This window comes from Pannonibacter sp. SL95, assembly GCF_026672425.1.
Lineage (GTDB): Bacteria > Pseudomonadota > Alphaproteobacteria > Rhizobiales > Stappiaceae > Pannonibacter.
Window position 1 is genome coordinate 634,793 of record NZ_JAPPRC010000004.1, and the last position, 15,220, is coordinate 650,012.

13 protein-coding genes and 1 pseudogene are annotated in these 15,220 nt (G+C 64.0%); 8 read left to right on the forward strand and 6 right to left on the reverse strand.

Annotated features, from left to right (window positions below; translation table 11 throughout):
* Positions 1-73 precede the first annotated feature (73 nt).
* Complete coding sequence (locus OVA12_RS13515) at positions 74-652, forward strand: HXXEE domain-containing protein (RefSeq protein ID WP_268138130.1); 579 nt, start codon at positions 74-76, stop codon at positions 650-652.
* A gap of 77 nt (positions 653-729) precedes the next feature.
* A pseudogene (gene lpdA, locus OVA12_RS13520) lies at positions 730-2,134 on the forward strand (dihydrolipoyl dehydrogenase).
* Positions 2,135-2,639: 505 nt separating this feature from the next.
* Here the strand turns inward: lpdA and OVA12_RS13525 are convergent.
* Positions 2,640-3,062, reverse strand: a complete 423-nt coding sequence (locus tag OVA12_RS13525; RefSeq protein ID WP_268138132.1) for a MerR family transcriptional regulator — start codon at positions 3,060-3,062, stop codon at positions 2,640-2,642.
* Between the two features lie 396 nt (positions 3,063-3,458).
* Positions 3,459-4,112, reverse strand: a complete 654-nt coding sequence (gene fsa, locus OVA12_RS13530; protein WP_268138134.1) for a fructose-6-phosphate aldolase — start codon at positions 4,110-4,112, stop codon at positions 3,459-3,461.
* Positions 4,113-4,406: 294 nt separating this feature from the next.
* Between fsa and OVA12_RS13535 the strand changes: the two genes are divergently transcribed.
* The 6 genes from OVA12_RS13535 (at position 4,407) to OVA12_RS13560 (ending at position 11,797) form a co-directional block, all read left to right on the forward strand.
* Entirely contained in the window at positions 4,407-6,602 is a 2,196-nt protein-coding gene (locus OVA12_RS13535; protein ID WP_268138136.1) for a primosomal protein N', read from the forward strand.
* 231 nt (positions 6,603-6,833) lie between these two features.
* Positions 6,834-7,394, forward strand: a complete 561-nt coding sequence (locus OVA12_RS13540) for a F0F1 ATP synthase subunit delta (protein ID WP_268138137.1) — start codon at positions 6,834-6,836, stop codon at positions 7,392-7,394.
* Complete coding sequence (gene atpA / locus OVA12_RS13545; RefSeq protein ID WP_268138139.1) at positions 7,394-8,923, forward strand: F0F1 ATP synthase subunit alpha; 1,530 nt, start codon at positions 7,394-7,396, stop codon at positions 8,921-8,923. The genes OVA12_RS13540 and atpA overlap by 1 nt, the downstream gene beginning before the upstream one ends.
* Before the next feature lie 37 nt (positions 8,924-8,960).
* On the forward strand, positions 8,961-9,839 hold the full coding sequence (locus tag OVA12_RS13550) for a F0F1 ATP synthase subunit gamma (RefSeq protein ID WP_268138141.1): 879 nt from the start codon (positions 8,961-8,963) through the stop codon (positions 9,837-9,839).
* A gap of 19 nt (positions 9,840-9,858) precedes the next feature.
* The gene (atpD, locus tag OVA12_RS13555; protein WP_268138143.1) at positions 9,859-11,283 is read left to right on the forward strand and encodes a F0F1 ATP synthase subunit beta; all 1,425 of its coding nucleotides are present in this window, start codon (positions 9,859-9,861) and stop codon (positions 11,281-11,283) included.
* A gap of 106 nt (positions 11,284-11,389) precedes the next feature.
* A complete protein-coding gene (locus OVA12_RS13560; protein WP_268138145.1) occupies positions 11,390-11,797 on the forward strand; it encodes a F0F1 ATP synthase subunit epsilon in 408 nt (135 codons plus the stop codon).
* A gap of 157 nt (positions 11,798-11,954) precedes the next feature.
* Here OVA12_RS13560 and OVA12_RS13565 read toward each other — a convergent pair whose 3' ends face one another.
* The 4 genes from OVA12_RS13565 to OVA12_RS13580 all read right to left on the reverse strand — a co-directional run bounded on the left by OVA12_RS13565 (position 11,955) and on the right by OVA12_RS13580 (position 15,067).
* Positions 11,955-12,158: a hypothetical protein gene (locus OVA12_RS13565; protein WP_268138147.1), complete on the reverse strand. Its 204-nt coding sequence runs from the start codon at positions 12,156-12,158 to the stop codon at positions 11,955-11,957.
* 242 nt (positions 12,159-12,400) lie between these two features.
* On the reverse strand, positions 12,401-14,011 hold the full coding sequence (locus OVA12_RS13570; protein ID WP_268138149.1) for a molybdopterin-binding/glycosyltransferase family 2 protein: 1,611 nt from the start codon (positions 14,009-14,011) through the stop codon (positions 12,401-12,403).
* On the reverse strand, positions 14,011-14,721 hold the full coding sequence (locus OVA12_RS13575) for an XdhC family protein (protein WP_268138151.1): 711 nt from the start codon (positions 14,719-14,721) through the stop codon (positions 14,011-14,013). Before OVA12_RS13575 ends, OVA12_RS13570 begins: the two co-directional genes overlap by 1 nt.
* Positions 14,711-15,067, reverse strand: coding sequence for an XdhC family protein (locus tag OVA12_RS13580; RefSeq protein WP_268138153.1), 357 nt, complete (start codon positions 15,065-15,067; stop codon positions 14,711-14,713). Before OVA12_RS13580 ends, OVA12_RS13575 begins: the two co-directional genes overlap by 11 nt.
* Between the last annotated feature and the right edge of the window lie 153 nt (positions 15,068-15,220).

Here is a 15,220-nt window from a genome sequence, read left to right on the forward strand (position 1 = left end):
ATTGCAGGAACGGCGGTCAAGCTAGCCCGCGCGGCAACAGGTCGCAGTCGGACACATGGAGCGGATGGGCATGATGACGGGTGTGCTTGAGCGCCTCAGCGCAAACTGGGTCTACGGTGGCTTCATGGCAGGGTTTGTCCTGCTGCTCCTGACCCCCGTGTTCACCGCCGGATGGCCCCAGGCTGAACTCTACGTCTATCTCGTCCTGCCGGTCTACATGCTGCATCAGTTCGAGGAGCATGACCGCGACCGGTTCCGCCAGTTCGTCAATGCCCATATCGGCCATGGCCGTGAGGTGCTGACCCCGGGTTTCGTATTTGCCGTCAACATCTTCGGCGTCTGGTGGGTGGCCGCGCTGGCCATGCTCGCGATGCGCTTCATCGATGCCGGATGGGGCATGGTCGCCGTCTATCTGGTGCTGGTGAATGCGGTGCTGCACATCGTCCAGATGATCGCCATGCGACAGCCAAATCCGGGCGTCTGGACGGCAATCGTCCTGTTCCTGCCGCTGGGGGCCGCCGGTTTTGCCGGCCTCTGGCCGGTCGCAAGCCTGACCCAGCATGTCGTTTCGCTGGTCCTGATCATCGCGCTGCATGGAGTGATCATGGCGCGGGTGAAGGCCGGTCTCGCCGGGAGCGCGCCTGCCGCATGATCTCCCGAAAGCTATGGTGGCTGGCCGCACGCGCGCCGGCTGCCTCAAACTGACCTATAAGAACGTGAGGCATTCCCATGTCCCAGTATGATCTCGTTGTCATCGGTACCGGTCCCGGTGGCTATGTCTGCGCCATCAAGGCCGCCCAGCTCGGCCTGAAGGTCGCGGTGGTCGAGAAGCGCGCCACCCATGGCGGCACCTGCCTGAACGTGGGCTGCATTCCGTCCAAGGCGCTGCTGCATGCTTCCGAGATGTTCCATGAGGCCGGCCATGGCTTCGAGGCGCTCGGCATCAAGGTGGCCAAGCCGAAGCTCGACCTGCCGGCGATGATGACGCACAAGCAGGCGACCATCGACGCCAATGTCGGCGGCGTTGCGTTCCTCCTGAAGAAGAACAAGATCGAGGCCTTCCACGGCACCGGCAAGATCCTGGGCCAGGGCAAGGTGTCCGTCACTGCTGAAGACGGCAAGGTGACCGAACTTGCCACCAAGTCGATCGTCATTGCCACCGGCTCCGACGTGATGCAGCTGCCGGGCGTCGAGATCGACGAGAAGCAGGTCGTCTCCTCTACCGGCGCGCTGACGCTTGAGAAGGTGCCGGATCACCTCGTCGTGGTCGGCGGCGGCGTCATCGGTCTGGAACTGGGCTCGGTCTGGGGCCGTCTCGGCGCCAAGGTGACCGTTGTCGAATTCATGGACAAGATCCTCGGCCCGATGGACGGCGATGTCTCCAAGCAGTTCCCAGCGTCTGCTGGCCAAGCAGGGCATGACCTTCAAGCTGTCGTCCAAGGTCACCGGTGTTGCCAAGAAGGGCAAGGGTCTGGAAGTCTCGGTCGAGCCGGCCGCTGGCGGTGCCGCTGAAGTGATCGAGGCCGACGTGGTTCTCGTCGCCATCGGCCGCAAGCCCTACACGGCTGGACTTGGCCTGGAAGAGGCTGGCGTCAAGCTGGATAACCGCGGCCGCGTCGAGACGAATGGCCATTATCAGACCAACGTGCCGGGCATCTACGCCATCGGCGACGTCATCGTCGGCCCGATGCTGGCGCACAAGGCCGAGGACGAGGGCGTGGCGTTGGCCGAGATGCTCGCCGGCCAGGCCGGTCACGTGAACTATGACGTCATCCCGGGCGTCGTTTACACCTCACCGGAAGTGGCATCGGTGGGCAAGACCGAGGAAGAGCTGAAGGCCGCAGGCATCGCCTACAAGGCCGGCAAGTTCAACTTCGTCGCCAACGGTCGTGCCCGCGCCATGAACCACACCGACGGTTTCGTGAAGGTGCTGGCCGATGCGGCCACCGACCGCGTTCTCGGCGTGCATATCGTCGGCCATGGCGCTGGCGAGATGATCCACGAGGCAGCCGTGCTGATGGAATTCGGCGGCTCCTCGGAAGACCTCGGCCGCACCTGCCACGCGCATCCGACCATGTCGGAAGCCGTGAAGGAAGCCGCCATGGCGACATTCGCCAAGCCGATCCACGCCTGATCGGCTGGGTTCAGTCCCGAATGTCAAGAAGGCCGGAGCGGTGACGCTCCGGCAGAGGTTGATGACGAACACTCTACCGTCATCCCGGACGCAGCGAAGCGGAGATCCGGGACCGGAGAGCCAAGGTCTCTCCGAGTTTAACGGATTGAATTATAGAGACCTCGCCTCTCCGGTCCCGGCTCGACGCTGCGCTTGGCCGGGATGACGACGTTGAGGTCGAGGTTTGTCAGCAGTCTGGGCCGGAGCGGCGACGCTCCGGCCTTTTGCACATTTCGCTATCGCCCGTGCTTCGGTTGGAACCGTCTATGCAGGAAAGCGGGGTGCGGTCATTCCCGACCACTGCCTTTCACCACCACGGTCATCCCCGCCTCGTGCGGGGATCCATTCTGCCTCAACGGTTTCAAGGCGTTGATGCTTGTGCGGCGCAGCTGGATCCCCGCACGGAGGCTGGGATGACGTCCGAATGTGCTTTGGCGTCAGCAGGCGAATGTGCGCCCAGCGGCGTTCAATGGTCGCCGTCACAGAGGGAATGGTCGGCGAGGGCGCGCAGGACGTGGCATTCCGCGACCGTGTGTGCACCGTGGTCATGGGCCATGATCCGCTCCAGTTCTGCTTCCAGCCGCTGCAGGCGAGCGATCTTATCGCGGACAGTGGCGAGTTGTTCGGCGGCGATCCGCTCCGCATCGCCGCAGGGGCGCTCGGGATGGGCGCTGAGATCAATGAGGTCACGGATTGCCTCCATCGGCAGCCCGAGATCCCGGGCATGCTTGATGAAGGTGAGGCGTTCCAGTTCAGCCCGTCCATAGCGCCGCTGGTTGCCCTCGGTGCGCGGAGGTTCCGGCACCAGACCCATCTGCTCGTAGTAGCGGATCGTCGGCACCTTGACGCCGGTGCGGCGGGCGAGATCACCGATGGACAGGTCGGACATGACTGTAAATCCTATAGCTCCAGTGACTATAGAGTGAGATCTTCGCACGATCACTGCAAGAGGCGAGAGGGGCGGGGCGGCCGGAAACGGCCTGCGCAGGCGTGGCTGCGCGGCTGCCGGTTGACACAAGAAGGTCACCCCGGGCGAGAGCGAAGCGGAGACCCGGGGCCTACTCGCTTCCAGAGCAGAAGATGTTGGCAGCGCCGCCAGTGGCTTGACGCTGCCTGTGCTTGTGAAGGGCACCGCGGTGCCCGCATCAACACTCTGGGAACGAGTAGGCCCCGGCTCGGCGCTTCGCTTGACCGGGGTGACCCGGAACGCAAATCGACGATCACAAGGCGTTCAAACAAAAACGGCACCCGAGAGGGTGCCGTTTCAATGACGGTGGCCGGGCGATCAGGCGATCGACTGGCCGGTCTTGGCCCAGTCGGCCAGGAAGGTCTCGAGGCCCTTGTCGGTCAGCGGATGCTTGACCAGCGCCTTGAGCGTCGACGGCGGGATGGTGGCGACATCGGCGCCGATGATGGCGCAGTCGCGCACGTGGTTGATCGTGCGGATCGAGGCAGCCAGGATCTCGGTGGAGAAGCCGTAGTTGTCATAGATCGTGCGGATCTCGCGGATCAGTTCGAGGCCATCGAGATTGATGTCGTCGAGGCGGCCGATGAAGGGCGAGATGTAGGTGGCGCCGGCCTTGGCGGCCAGAAGGGCCTGGGTAGCCGAGAAGCACAGGGTGACGTTGGTCTTGTGACCAGCCGAGGTCAGCGCCTTGCAGGCCTTGAGACCGTCCATGGTCAGCGGCAGCTTGATGACGACATTGGGCGCAATGGCGGCGAGCACCTTGGCCTCGCGCATGATGCCTTCATAGTCGGTCGCGGCAACTTCTGCGGAGACCGGGCCGTCCGTGATCTTGCAGATTTCTGCGATCACATCCTTCATCGGGCGGCCAGCCTTCATGATCAGGGAGGGGTTTGTGGTCACGCCGTCCAGAAGGCCGGTGGCAGCCAGTTCGGCGATTTCTGCGGTATCGGCCGTATCGACAAAGAACTTCATCTGGGTATCAACTCCCCTTGCGCGTTCCCGAAAACAGCGGAACGCTCCCATACGACTGTGAGAGGCGCGGCGGGGAAATATCCCATGCGCCGCTCCGGTCCCCGTCTGTTTAGCGTAGGATCGCGCACCGCAACACCCCCGATTCGCGGAAGGGAGTGTTTTTGCGGAACGTACCTCAGGCGCCCATGCGCGGACCGGAGGCATGAAGGACCGCGCAAGTCACGGTCCTGACCACCTTAACCGCCAAAGCCGGCAGAGGACCGGTCCGGGCTTGGCACAGGAGACACTTGCGGCGTGCTGTTCGACGACCTGCCAGAAACGCGTGAGACGATTGCCAGCGTGCTGGTGCCTGTCGCCGTGCCCGAGCCCTACACCTACCGGGTGCCGGAGGGATCGCGCGTGGTGCCCGGCAGCATCGTGCGTGTGCCGCTGGGCACACGGGAAGTCATCGGTGCGGTCTGGGACACGCAGCCGGATGCGGCGATCAATCCGCGCAAGCTGAAAGAGATCCTGCATGTCTACGACGCACCACCGCTCAACGGGGAACTGAGGCGCTTCATCGACTGGGTCGCCGGCTGGACGCTGGCCTCGCCCGGCATGGTGCTGCGCATGGTCCTGCGCTCCGAAGACGCGCTTGAGCCAGAACCGCCGGTGCCGGGGCTGCGGCTGGTGCCGGATCGCCATCCCGACCGCATGACGCCGGCGCGGGCGCGCGCCATTGAAACAGCAAGCGAAGGCTTTGCCTGGACGCGGGCCGGCCTTGCGGCAACTGCAGGCGTCAGCTCGTCCGTGATCGACGGGCTGACCGGGCAGGGCGTGTTCGAGCCGGTCTTCATGACTGCGACGCCGTTGCCGCCACCGCCGGAACCCGACTTCAATCCGCCGCAGCTGACCCAGATGCAGGCGGACGTTGCCAAGGCGCTGGTTGCCAGTTTTGAGGGGCGCGGCACAGTGTCGCTGATCGACGGTGTCACCGGATCCGGCAAGACGGAAGTCTACTTCGAAGCTGTGGCCGAAGCCGTGCGGCGGGGCGAGCAGGCGGTGGTGCTGGTGCCGGAAATCGGCCTGACGGAACAGTTCCTGCGCCGCTTCGAAACGCGGTTCGGGGTTGCGCCGGCCGAATGGCATTCGGAGATCACGCCGAAGAAGCGCGCCCGCGTCTGGCGCGGGGTGGCCAGCGGCGAAGTGCCTGTGGTGGTCGGGGCGCGGTCAGCGCTGTTCCTGCCTTTCGCCCGGCTTGGGCTGATCGTTGTCGACGAAGAGCATGACACCGCCTTCAAGCAGGACGACCGGGTGTCCTACAACGCGCGCGACATGGCGGTGGTGCGGGGGCATCTCGGCAAGTTCCCGGTGATCCTCGCCTCGGCGACGCCCTCGGTGGAAAGCCGGGTCAATGCGGATGTCGGGCGCTATCAGCGGCATGTGCTGCCGGAACGCGCCAGCGGCGCAAGCCTGCCGGATCTGTCGGTCATCGACATGCGCATCGAAGGGCCGGAGCGCGGCCGCTGGATCGCGCCCGGCCTCATCATGGCCATGCGCGAGACTTTGGCCCAGAAGGGCCAGTCGCTGCTGTTTCTCAACCGGCGCGGCTATGCCCCCCTGACACTCTGCCGCTCCTGTGGCCACCGCTTCCAGTGCAGCCAGTGCAGCGCCTGGCTGGTCGAGCACCGGATGAAGGGCAAGCTGGTGTGCCATCACTGCGGCCACAGCGAAGCGATCCCCCGCGCCTGCCCGGCCTGCGGCACCCAGGATGCGCTCGTTGCCTGCGGACCGGGGGTCGAACGTGTGGCCGAGGAAGTGGAGGGGCTGTTTCCGGATGCCCGCGTGCTTGTCCTCTCCTCGGACCTGATGGGCGGACCGGAGCGTCTGCGGCGGGAAATGAAGATTGTCGAGGATGGCGGGGCCGACATTGTCATCGGCACGCAGCTGGTCGCCAAGGGACATAACTTTCCGCTGATGAAGCTTGTCGGTGTCGTGGATGCCGATCTTGGGCTCGCCCACGGAGACCCTCGCGCGGCCGAGCGGACCTTCCAGCTGCTGGCCCAGGTGACGGGACGTGCCGGCCGCGTCACTGGCGGTGGGCGCGGGATCCTGCAAAGCTACTCGCCGGAGCACCCCGTGCTGCGCGCGCTCCTGTCCGGTGACCGGGAAGCATTCTACCACGCCGAGATTGAAGCGCGCCGGGTGGCCGGGCTTCCCCCGTTCGGCAGGCTGGCGGCGCTGGTGATCTCTGGCCCGGACAAGCCAGCGACCGAAGCCTACGCCCGTGCAGTTTCCCGCGTTGCGCCGCCGGACCGCGCAGTCACAATTCTTGGGCCGGCCGAGGCTGCCCTTGCGATGGTTCGCGGGCGCTACAGATATCGTTTGCTGGCTATGGCTCCACGACAGACAGACCTGCAGGCCTATCTGAAGCACTGGATGCACCTCTGTCCGCCTGCGCGCGGCGGTCTGAAACTGCAGATCGACATCGATCCGCAACAGTTTTTGTGACAGCAATTGTGACAGGGGAGGGGCCGGACTCTCAGAATCCTTCGCAATTGCGCCTATTGTCCGGTCTTGTGAAGTTGCACACCACAACAGCCTGTGTTATTCGAGGCGCGGCTTCTGGGGGCGCGGTTCTGCCGTCAATCCAATTGACCCTGAAAACCCAATAAATTTCAAGGCATTGCGGCGGATAGTCCGGTGCGGCACCTTGGAATTATGTCAGAGAGCTCGGATCAGGTGACTGACAACACAACTCTCGTTTCCGGCGTGGCGAAGCGGTATGCTGCTGCCCTGCTCGAACTTGCCGAAGACGGTGGCGCGACCCTGGCGGTCGAGCGTGACCTTACCGCTTTCGAGGCCATGCTGGCGGAAAGCGCGGACCTCGTCCGCCTTGTGCGCAGCCCGGTTTTTACTGCCGATGAGCAGCTGGCGGCGCTTGACGCCCTGCTTCCGAAGGCCGGAATTTCCGGTCTGGCAGCCAACTTCGTGAAGCTGGCCGCCAAGAATCGGCGTCTCTACGTTCTTCCCGACATGATCAAGGCCTTCCGTGCCCTGCTCGCTGAAAAGCGTGGCGAGGCGACGGCTGAGGTTGTCTCCGCAGCGGCGCTGTCGGATGCCCATGTCGCGGCGCTCAAGGAAGCTCTCTCTGCTTCCACGGGCAAGAAGATCAACATCGCTGCACGCGTCGACCCTGCTCTCATTGGCGGCCTTGTCGTCAAGGTTGGCAGCCGCATGGTCGATACGTCGCTGCGCACCAAGCTCAATTCTCTTAAGTTCGCAATGAAAGAGGTCGGCTGATGGATATTCGGGCCGCGGAAATTTCCGCTATCCTCAAGGACCAAATCAAGAGCTTCGGCCAGGAGGCCGCGGTGACTGAGGTTGGTCAGGTGCTGTCCGTCGGTGACGGCATCGCCCGCGTCTACGGTCTGGACAATGTCCAGGCCGGTGAAATGGTCGAGTTCCCCGGCGGCGTGCGTGGCATGGCGCTGAACCTTGAAACCGACAACGTCGGCGTCGTGATTTTCGGTTCCGACCGTGAAATCAAGGAAGGCGACACTGTCAAGCGTACCGGCGCGATCGTGGAAGTCCCGGTCGGCAAGGGCCTGCTGGGCCGCGTTGTCGACCCGCTGGGCAACCCGCTGGACGGCAAGGGCCCGATCGAGTTCACCGAAAAGCGTCGCGTGGACGTCAAGGCTCCCGGCATTCTGCCGCGCAAGTCCGTGCACGAGCCGATGTCCACCGGCCTCAAGGCAATCGACGCCCTGATCCCGGTTGGCCGTGGTCAGCGCGAGCTGGTGATCGGTGACCGCCAGACCGGCAAGACCGCGATCATCCTCGACACCTTCCTGAACCAGAAGCCGCTGCACGCCGGTAACGACGAGAGCAACAAGCTGTACTGCATCTACGTTGCAGTCGGCCAGAAGCGCTCCACCGTCGCCCAGTTCGTAAAGACCCTGGAAGACAGCGGCGCGCTGCCGTACTCCATCGTCGTCGCCGCAACCGCTTCGGACGCAGCTCCGCTGCAGTTCCTGGCTCCGTTCGCTGGCTGCGCCATGGGCGAGTTCTTCCGCGACAACGGCATGCACGCCGTGATCGGTTATGACGATCTGTCCAAGCAGGCCGTGGCTTACCGCCAGATGTCCCTGCTTCTGCGTCGTCCGCCCGGACGTGAAGCCTTCCCGGGCGACGTGTTCTACCTGCACTCCCGTCTGCTGGAGCGTGCGGCCAAGCTGAACGATGCCAACGGCAACGGTTCGCTCACCGCTCTCCCGGTCATCGAGACCCAGGCGAACGACGTGTCGGCCTACATTCCGACCAACGTGATCTCGATCACCGACGGTCAGATCTTCCTTGAAACCGACCTGTTCTACCAGGGCGTCCGCCCGGCAGTGAACGTCGGCCTGTCCGTGTCCCGCGTGGGTTCCTCGGCTCAGATCAAGGCGATGAAGCAGGTCGCAGGCCCGATCAAGGGCGAGCTGGCGCAGTACCGCGAAATGGCGGCATTCGCCCAGTTCGGCTCCGATCTCGACGCCACCACCCAGCGCCTGCTGAACCGTGGTGCCCGTCTGGTCGAGCTGCTGAAGCAGCCGCAGTTCTCGCCCCTCAAGACCGAGGAGCAGGTTGCGGTGATCTATGCTGGCGTGAACGGCTACCTGGACAAGATCCCGGTCGACCGCGTGCGTGCTTTCGAGGCTGGTCTGCTGCTCTCCCTGCGTGGTGAGCACAAGGATCTCCTCGACGCGATCTGGCAGAAGAAGGCCCTGGACGACGAGCTGACCTCCCGCCTGCGTGCGGCGATCGACGCTTTCGCCAAGAGCTTCTCTTAATCCCCGGAACGCTGTCTGAGAAGGAGCAGGGGCGGCCATGCCGAGCCTGAAGGACCTACGAAACCGTATCGCCTCGGTCAAGGCGACGCAGAAGATCACCAAGGCCATGAAAATGGTGGCCGCGGCGAAGCTGCGTCGCGCCCAGGAGGCTGCGGAGGCTGCCCGGCCCTATGCGGAACGCATGGACCAGGTGCTCGCCAACATCGCCGTCGCCTTCGAGGGCCGCGACGATGCGCCGAAGCTGATGTCCGGCACGGGGCGCGATCAGGTACATCTCCTGATCGTCGCCACGGCTGAACGCGGCCTTTGCGGTGGCTTCAATTCGTCGATTGCAAAGCTGGCGCGCGAGCGCGCCCGCAGCCTGATCGCGCAGGGCAAGGAGGTGAAAATCCTCTGCGTCGGCAAGAAGGGCTTCGATGCAATCAAGCGTGAGTTCGGCAAGCTTGTGCTGCGCACGATCGAACTGCGCGGCGTGAAGTCGATTGGCTATGCCAACGCTGCCGAAATCGCCGATCTGGTCCTGTCGATGTACGACAAGGGCGAGTTCGACGTCTGCACCCTGCTGTATGCCGAATTCAAGTCGGTCATCAGCCAGGTGCCGACGGCTCAGCAGATCATTCCGGCCAAGCTGCCGGAGCGCAAGGTGTCTGGTGACGCCGCGCAGGTCTATGAGTACGAGCCGGACGAGGCTGAAATTCTGACCGATCTTCTGCCCCGCAACATCGCGGTGCAGATCTTCCGCGCGCTCCTTGAGAACGCCGCGTCGGAGCAGGGCGCCCGCATGTCCGCAATGGACAACGCGACCCGCAACGCCGGTGACATGATCAAGAAGCTGACGCTGCGGTACAACCGTCAGCGCCAGGCTCAGATCACCAAGGAACTGATTGAAATCATCTCGGGCGCCGAAGCGCTCTGACCGGATCGAGGATTTAGGGATGGCTGACACAAAAGTCGGACAGATTACCCAGGTCATCGGCGCCGTGGTCGACGTCAAGTTCGACGGCCACCTGCCGCAGATTCTGAACAGCCTGGAAACTGAGAACCAGGGCACCCGTCTGGTGCTCGAAGTTGCCCAGCATCTTGGCGAAAACACCGTACGCACCATCGCCATGGACTCGACCGAAGGTCTGGTCCGTGGTCAGAAGGTCACCGACACCGGTGCACCGATTGCCGTGCCGGTTGGCGATGGCACTCTCGGCCGCATCATGAACGTGATCGGCGAGCCGGTGGACGAAGCCGGCCCGATCGCACACGACACCAAGCGCGGCATCCACCAGGAAGCTCCGGCCTTCGTCGAGCAGTCGACCGAAGCCCAGATCCTGGTCACCGGCATCAAGGTCGTGGACCTTCTGGCTCCGTACGCCAAGGGCGGCAAGATCGGCCTGTTCGGCGGCGCCGGCGTGGGCAAGACCGTTCTCATCATGGAACTGATCAACAACGTCGCAAAGGCGCACGGCGGTTACTCCGTGTTCGCTGGCGTGGGCGAGCGTACCCGTGAAGGCAACGACCTTTACTGGGAAATGATCGAGTCCGGCGTGAACAAGAAGGGCGGCGGCGAAGGTTCCAAGGCTGCGCTTGTTTACGGCCAGATGAACGAGCCCCCCGGGGCACGTGCTCGTGTTGCTCTGACCGGTCTGACCGTCGCCGAGCATTTCCGTGACCAGGGCCAGGACGTGCTGTTCTTCGTGGACAACATCTTCCGCTTCACCCAGGCTGGTTCCGAAGTGTCCGCTCTGCTCGGCCGTATCCCGTCGGCCGTGGGTTACCAGCCGACGCTGGCGACCGACATGGGCACCATGCAGGAACGCATCACCACCACCACCAAGGGTTCGATCACCTCGGTGCAGGCCGTTTACGTGCCCGCCGACGACTTGACCGACCCGGCGCCGGCTTCGACCTTCGCCCACCTCGACGCAACGACGGTTCTGAACCGTTCGATCGCCGAAAAGGGCATCTACCCGGCCGTGGATCCGCTGGACTCCACCTCGCGCATGCTTGACGCCCGCATCATCGGCGACGAGCACTACAACGTGGCACGTCAGGTTCAGCAGACCCTGCAGCGCTACAAGGCCCTGCAGGACATCATCGCGATCCTGGGCATGGACGAACTGTCCGAAGAGGACAAGCTCACCGTGGCCCGCGCCCGCAAGATCGAGCGCTTCCTGTCCCAGCCGTTCTTCGTGGCAGAAGTCTTCACCGGTTCGCCGGGCAAGCTCGTCGCTCTCGAAGACACGATCAAGGGCTTCAAGGGTCTGGTCAACGGCGACTACGATCACCTGCCGGAAGCTGCCTTCTACATGGTTGGCAACATCCAGGAAGCGATCGAAAAGGCACAGCGCCTGGCTGCCGAAGCCGCGTGATGCATCAGGCCGCCGGGTTACCGGCGGCCGCTCAACCGAGGCGTGCCCGTCGCGCCTCGTCTGACGACCCGATTGCCAGCCAGTCGACCAGTAAAGGACTTGCCAGATGGCACAGCCATTCCAGTTCGAGCTTGTCTCGCCCGAGCGCCTTCTCCTGTCGGAAAAGGTTCTTGAGGTCACCGTGCCGGGCAGCGAAGGCGAGTTCGGCGTCCTCAAGGATCACAGCCCGTTCATGTCCACCGTCCGTCCGGGCCTGCTGAAGGTTCGCAAGGACGGCGGCCAGATCGTCGAGTTCTTCGTTCGCGGCGGCTTTGCTGACGTCAACGGCTCCGGCCTGACCGTCCTCGCCGAGCAGGCGATCCCGGTTTCAGAACTGAAGGGTGACATGCTCGCCCAGCAGGTGAAGGACGCCGAAGAAGACGTCGCCGATGCCCGTGATGACGCAACCCGTCACAAGGCCGAGACGCTGCTGAGCCAGCTTCGCGAGATCCAGGCTGCCCTCAAGGCCGCCTGATCGAGACGACAGGCCATTTGCAGACACATTAAAAGGGCAGGGCCATCAGGCGCCTGCCCTTTTTCGTTTCTACGGTCCATGACATGCCAACAAAAAAGCCCGGGCTTTCGCTCCGGGCTCTTTCGCACGCGATGGGGCACGTGACCGCGCCTGTGATTCAGGCTGCGATTCGCTTGAAGCTCGCGGCATTGTTTGCCGGCTTGGAGCGACGACGTTCTTCCGGCGGCATGTAGACCAGCGCGCGGTGATCGGTGCAATACGACACACCAGCATCTACGCGCTGGTTGCACGGAAAGGTGTAGTTGCCGGTGTCGCCTTCGGCCCACTTGCAACGGCCCGGACGGGGCAGGCTGAGATCCATGGTCAATCCTCTTGTCGTCTCTGACAGGACAGCGCAAAAAACCGGCCGTCGGCCCGGGATGACCCGGACGGCCTGGCAAGCGCACCTGTCGATGAAAATCTGGTCGCCGGAATGCGAGACACGGGATGACCCGACCTGCGGCGCGGCGACGCGAGTGGCGCATACATAATCTCACGAATGCTGCAGCGCAACTCTTTTGGCGGCATAAGAGCCGCGCAAAATTCACATGGCTTTACCGAAGGTTAATCGGCATTCATTTCTCCGCCAGCGGAAAGCAGAGCGGCCCGCGTGTCTAGATCCAGCCGAGCGGAAACGCCCAGTTCGACCTCGACAACGGTTTCTGCTTCCCGTGCAATAAGATGCCTGGCGCCGATGTCGCCTTCCAACTGCCGCAGCTCGGTGAGGAAGGCGCTGTCGAAGAGCACCGGATTACCCCTTTTGCCATCGGCGGTCGCGACCGCAATGAGATGCCGGCGCGACCGGTCATGTGCAGAAATCAGCTGGTTGATCATTCCGGACGTGATTCCCGGCATGTCGGCCAGATGGATGATGACACCGTCGAGGTCCTCGGGCAGCAAGGCAAGCCCGGCGCGGATCGAGCTGGCCATGCCAGAGGCGAAATCCGGATTATGGCAGATCACAACGTCGCGTTCGCCGACTTCTGCTGCAACCTTGTCTGCCATGTGACCGGTGACCAGGACAACAGGCGAGGCCTTGCTGTCGCATGTGGCATCCAGCGCATGGGCGACGAGGCTGCGTCCGTTCAATCTCGCGAGCAGCTTGTTGCCGCCCTCCATCCGGCTGGAGCGCCCAGCGGCAAGCACCAGGGCACCGAATCGCGGTTCCGGCCGCTCGGACGCCTGTTCCCGCAGGTGCGGGCGCGAGGTGATTTCCATGAGCAGGCCTCCAACACCCATGGCCGTGATATCGTCGGGCATCACGGGAATATCCGCCAGGAGGCGATGCAAGACCCAGTCGAAGCCGTTCTCCTTGGGACTGCGGGCGCAGCCGGGAGCGCCGATGACAGGCACGCCGCCAACATCGCCAAGCAGCATGAGATTGCCCGGATCGACCGGCATGCCAAAATGCAGCACAGTCCCTCCAGCCAGACGAATTGCCTCGGGCAGTACGTCATCGCAGTCCACCACCGCGGAGGCGCCGAACAGGATGATCAGACCCGCGCCCTGCTGCTGCATCGACTTGATCCCTGCAGCGACGGCAGCCGCGTCGTGGGCGGTGCGGAGCTCCGGCAGAAGCGGCGACCCCGTTGGCCGCAACCGGTCTTCCAGGACGCGGCGGGTCTTGTCCATGGTTGCCGGCTTGAGATGCGGCAGGCGCGTTGCCACAAGGCCGACCGGACGCGGACGATAGGCGGCGACACGGACCGCGCCCTCGCCCTGCAACGCGGCTGCATCGACCTGCGAACCGGCCACGGCAAAGGGGATGATCTTGGTTGTTGCAACCATCCGCCCGGCCAGAACCGGTGTCAGGTTGGGCAGCGTGGCAAGGGTGATTGCCGGATCGACCCGATTGAAGCGATGGACCGCGTCGACATCAAGCATCAGCAAGCCGTTGGCGCGGGCGTAAAGATTGACCCGGCCGGTGAACGGCGTGTCCCTGTCGATGTCGGAACCGGCCACGGCCGCCGAGAGCCGGTCGGCAGCGGCGTCCTCTGAGACATCCCCGGACTCGAATCGGGCGACAACGACAGTCTCGACGCCATCTTCGGCAAGGGCCGCCAGATCGTCTGCCGTGAGCACATGCCCTTTCTTGAGCACCCTTGACCCGATGCGCCGCCCATGCGCGAGCAGCGCGCCCTCGGCCTCGGCAAGAGACACCGGGCCAAAGCGCATCAGCGTGCCCCGCCGGGTGTAGGTAGATTGCTCTGGCGCAGCGCTCCAATAACCTCGGCAAGCACCGCCACGGCGATCTCTGCCGGCGATGAGGCGCCAATCGAGAGGCCAATCGGCGCGCGGATTCGCGCGACGTCCGCCTCTGTCAGTCCGGCGGCCATCAATCGCTCCGCCCGTTTGCCATGGGTCTTGCGGCTGCCGAGTGCGCCGACATAGAAGCATCCCGCTTGCAGCGCGGCGATCAAGGGCATGTCATCGATTTTGGGGTCATGCGTCACGGCCGCGAGCGCGGTGTAGGCATCCAGCGGCGTTCGGGCGAGCACCTCGTCCGGCCACTCGGCTCGCAGCACGCGCGGAGGAAAGCGCTCCTCACTGGCAAACGCCGTTCTCGGATCAATGACCGTTACGTCAAAGCCCGCGATCTCGGCCATCGGCAGCAGCGCCTGAGAGATATGGACAGCGCCGATGATCACGAGTCGCGGCGATGGAACCGAAACGGTCAGAAACGCGGCGCGGCCGTCCGGCGCCTCGACCTGACCGGACGCACCGCTGCGAAAACGCTTTTCCAGCTCAGGATAGAGCGGGTCGTCGGCAGACAGGGTGGCAGCCTGGACAAGGCGCTGGCTGCCATCTTGCAGATCAGTCACAAGGATCGCCGCCTGCCGCCGTGCCCTGGCCTCATTCAGGGCCGAAAGGAGATCAAGCCGCATCGGTCACGGGCTCCACATAAACGCGGATCCGGCCGCCACAGGACAGGCCGACGCGCCAGGCGGTTTCGTCCGCCACGCCGAACTCGAGCATCGTTGCACGGCCGCTGGTGATCGCATCAAGTGCCTCGCTGACGACGGACCCTTCGACACAGCCGCCGGACACCGATCCTTCGAAATTGCCTTCCGAATCGATGACGAGGTGAGAGCCGACCGGACGCGGAGCAGATCCCCAGGTTTCGACCACGGTTGCGATGGCTGCCTTGCGCCCCGACTGCACCCAGCGTTCAGCCACGGCCAGAACGTCGAGGTGATGCGGAGCGGACCCCGATTGCGTCCCCGGTTGCATGCACTGCCTCCCTGACGGCGATAGTATTCTCCGTTCCTTTGAGCATATAGGGCGGTTCAGATGGCGGAAAGGGTCACGGCTGTCACCAGCTGCGGAACTGTCGCAGCGGCGCTCAAACGAAAACAGCGCCCCAGGTTGCCCTGGGACGCTGCG

Bases quoted from the DNA above. Each gene is read 5' to 3' on its own strand.
- OVA12_RS13515 (WP_268138130.1), top strand. From the start codon at position 74: ATGACGGGTGTGCTTGAGCGCCTCAGCGCAAACTGGGTCTACGGTGGC.
- OVA12_RS13525 (WP_268138132.1), bottom strand. From the start codon at position 3,062: ATGTCCGACCTGTCCATCGGTGATCTCGCCCGCCGCACCGGCGTCAAG.
- fsa (WP_268138134.1), bottom strand. From the start codon at position 4,112: ATGAAGTTCTTTGTCGATACGGCCGATACCGCAGAAATCGCCGAACTG.
- atpA (WP_268138139.1), top strand. From the start codon at position 7,394: ATGGATATTCGGGCCGCGGAAATTTCCGCTATCCTCAAGGACCAAATC.
- OVA12_RS13550 (WP_268138141.1), top strand. From the start codon at position 8,961: ATGCCGAGCCTGAAGGACCTACGAAACCGTATCGCCTCGGTCAAGGCG.
- atpD (WP_268138143.1), top strand. From the start codon at position 9,859: ATGGCTGACACAAAAGTCGGACAGATTACCCAGGTCATCGGCGCCGTG.
- OVA12_RS13560 (WP_268138145.1), top strand. From the start codon at position 11,390: ATGGCACAGCCATTCCAGTTCGAGCTTGTCTCGCCCGAGCGCCTTCTC.
- OVA12_RS13565 (WP_268138147.1), bottom strand. From the start codon at position 12,158: ATGGATCTCAGCCTGCCCCGTCCGGGCCGTTGCAAGTGGGCCGAAGGC.
- OVA12_RS13570 (WP_268138149.1), bottom strand. From the start codon at position 14,011: ATGCGCTTTGGCCCGGTGTCTCTTGCCGAGGCCGAGGGCGCGCTGCTC.
- OVA12_RS13575 (WP_268138151.1), bottom strand. From the start codon at position 14,721: ATGCGGCTTGATCTCCTTTCGGCCCTGAATGAGGCCAGGGCACGGCGG.
- OVA12_RS13580 (WP_268138153.1), bottom strand. From the start codon at position 15,067: ATGCAACCGGGGACGCAATCGGGGTCCGCTCCGCATCACCTCGACGTT.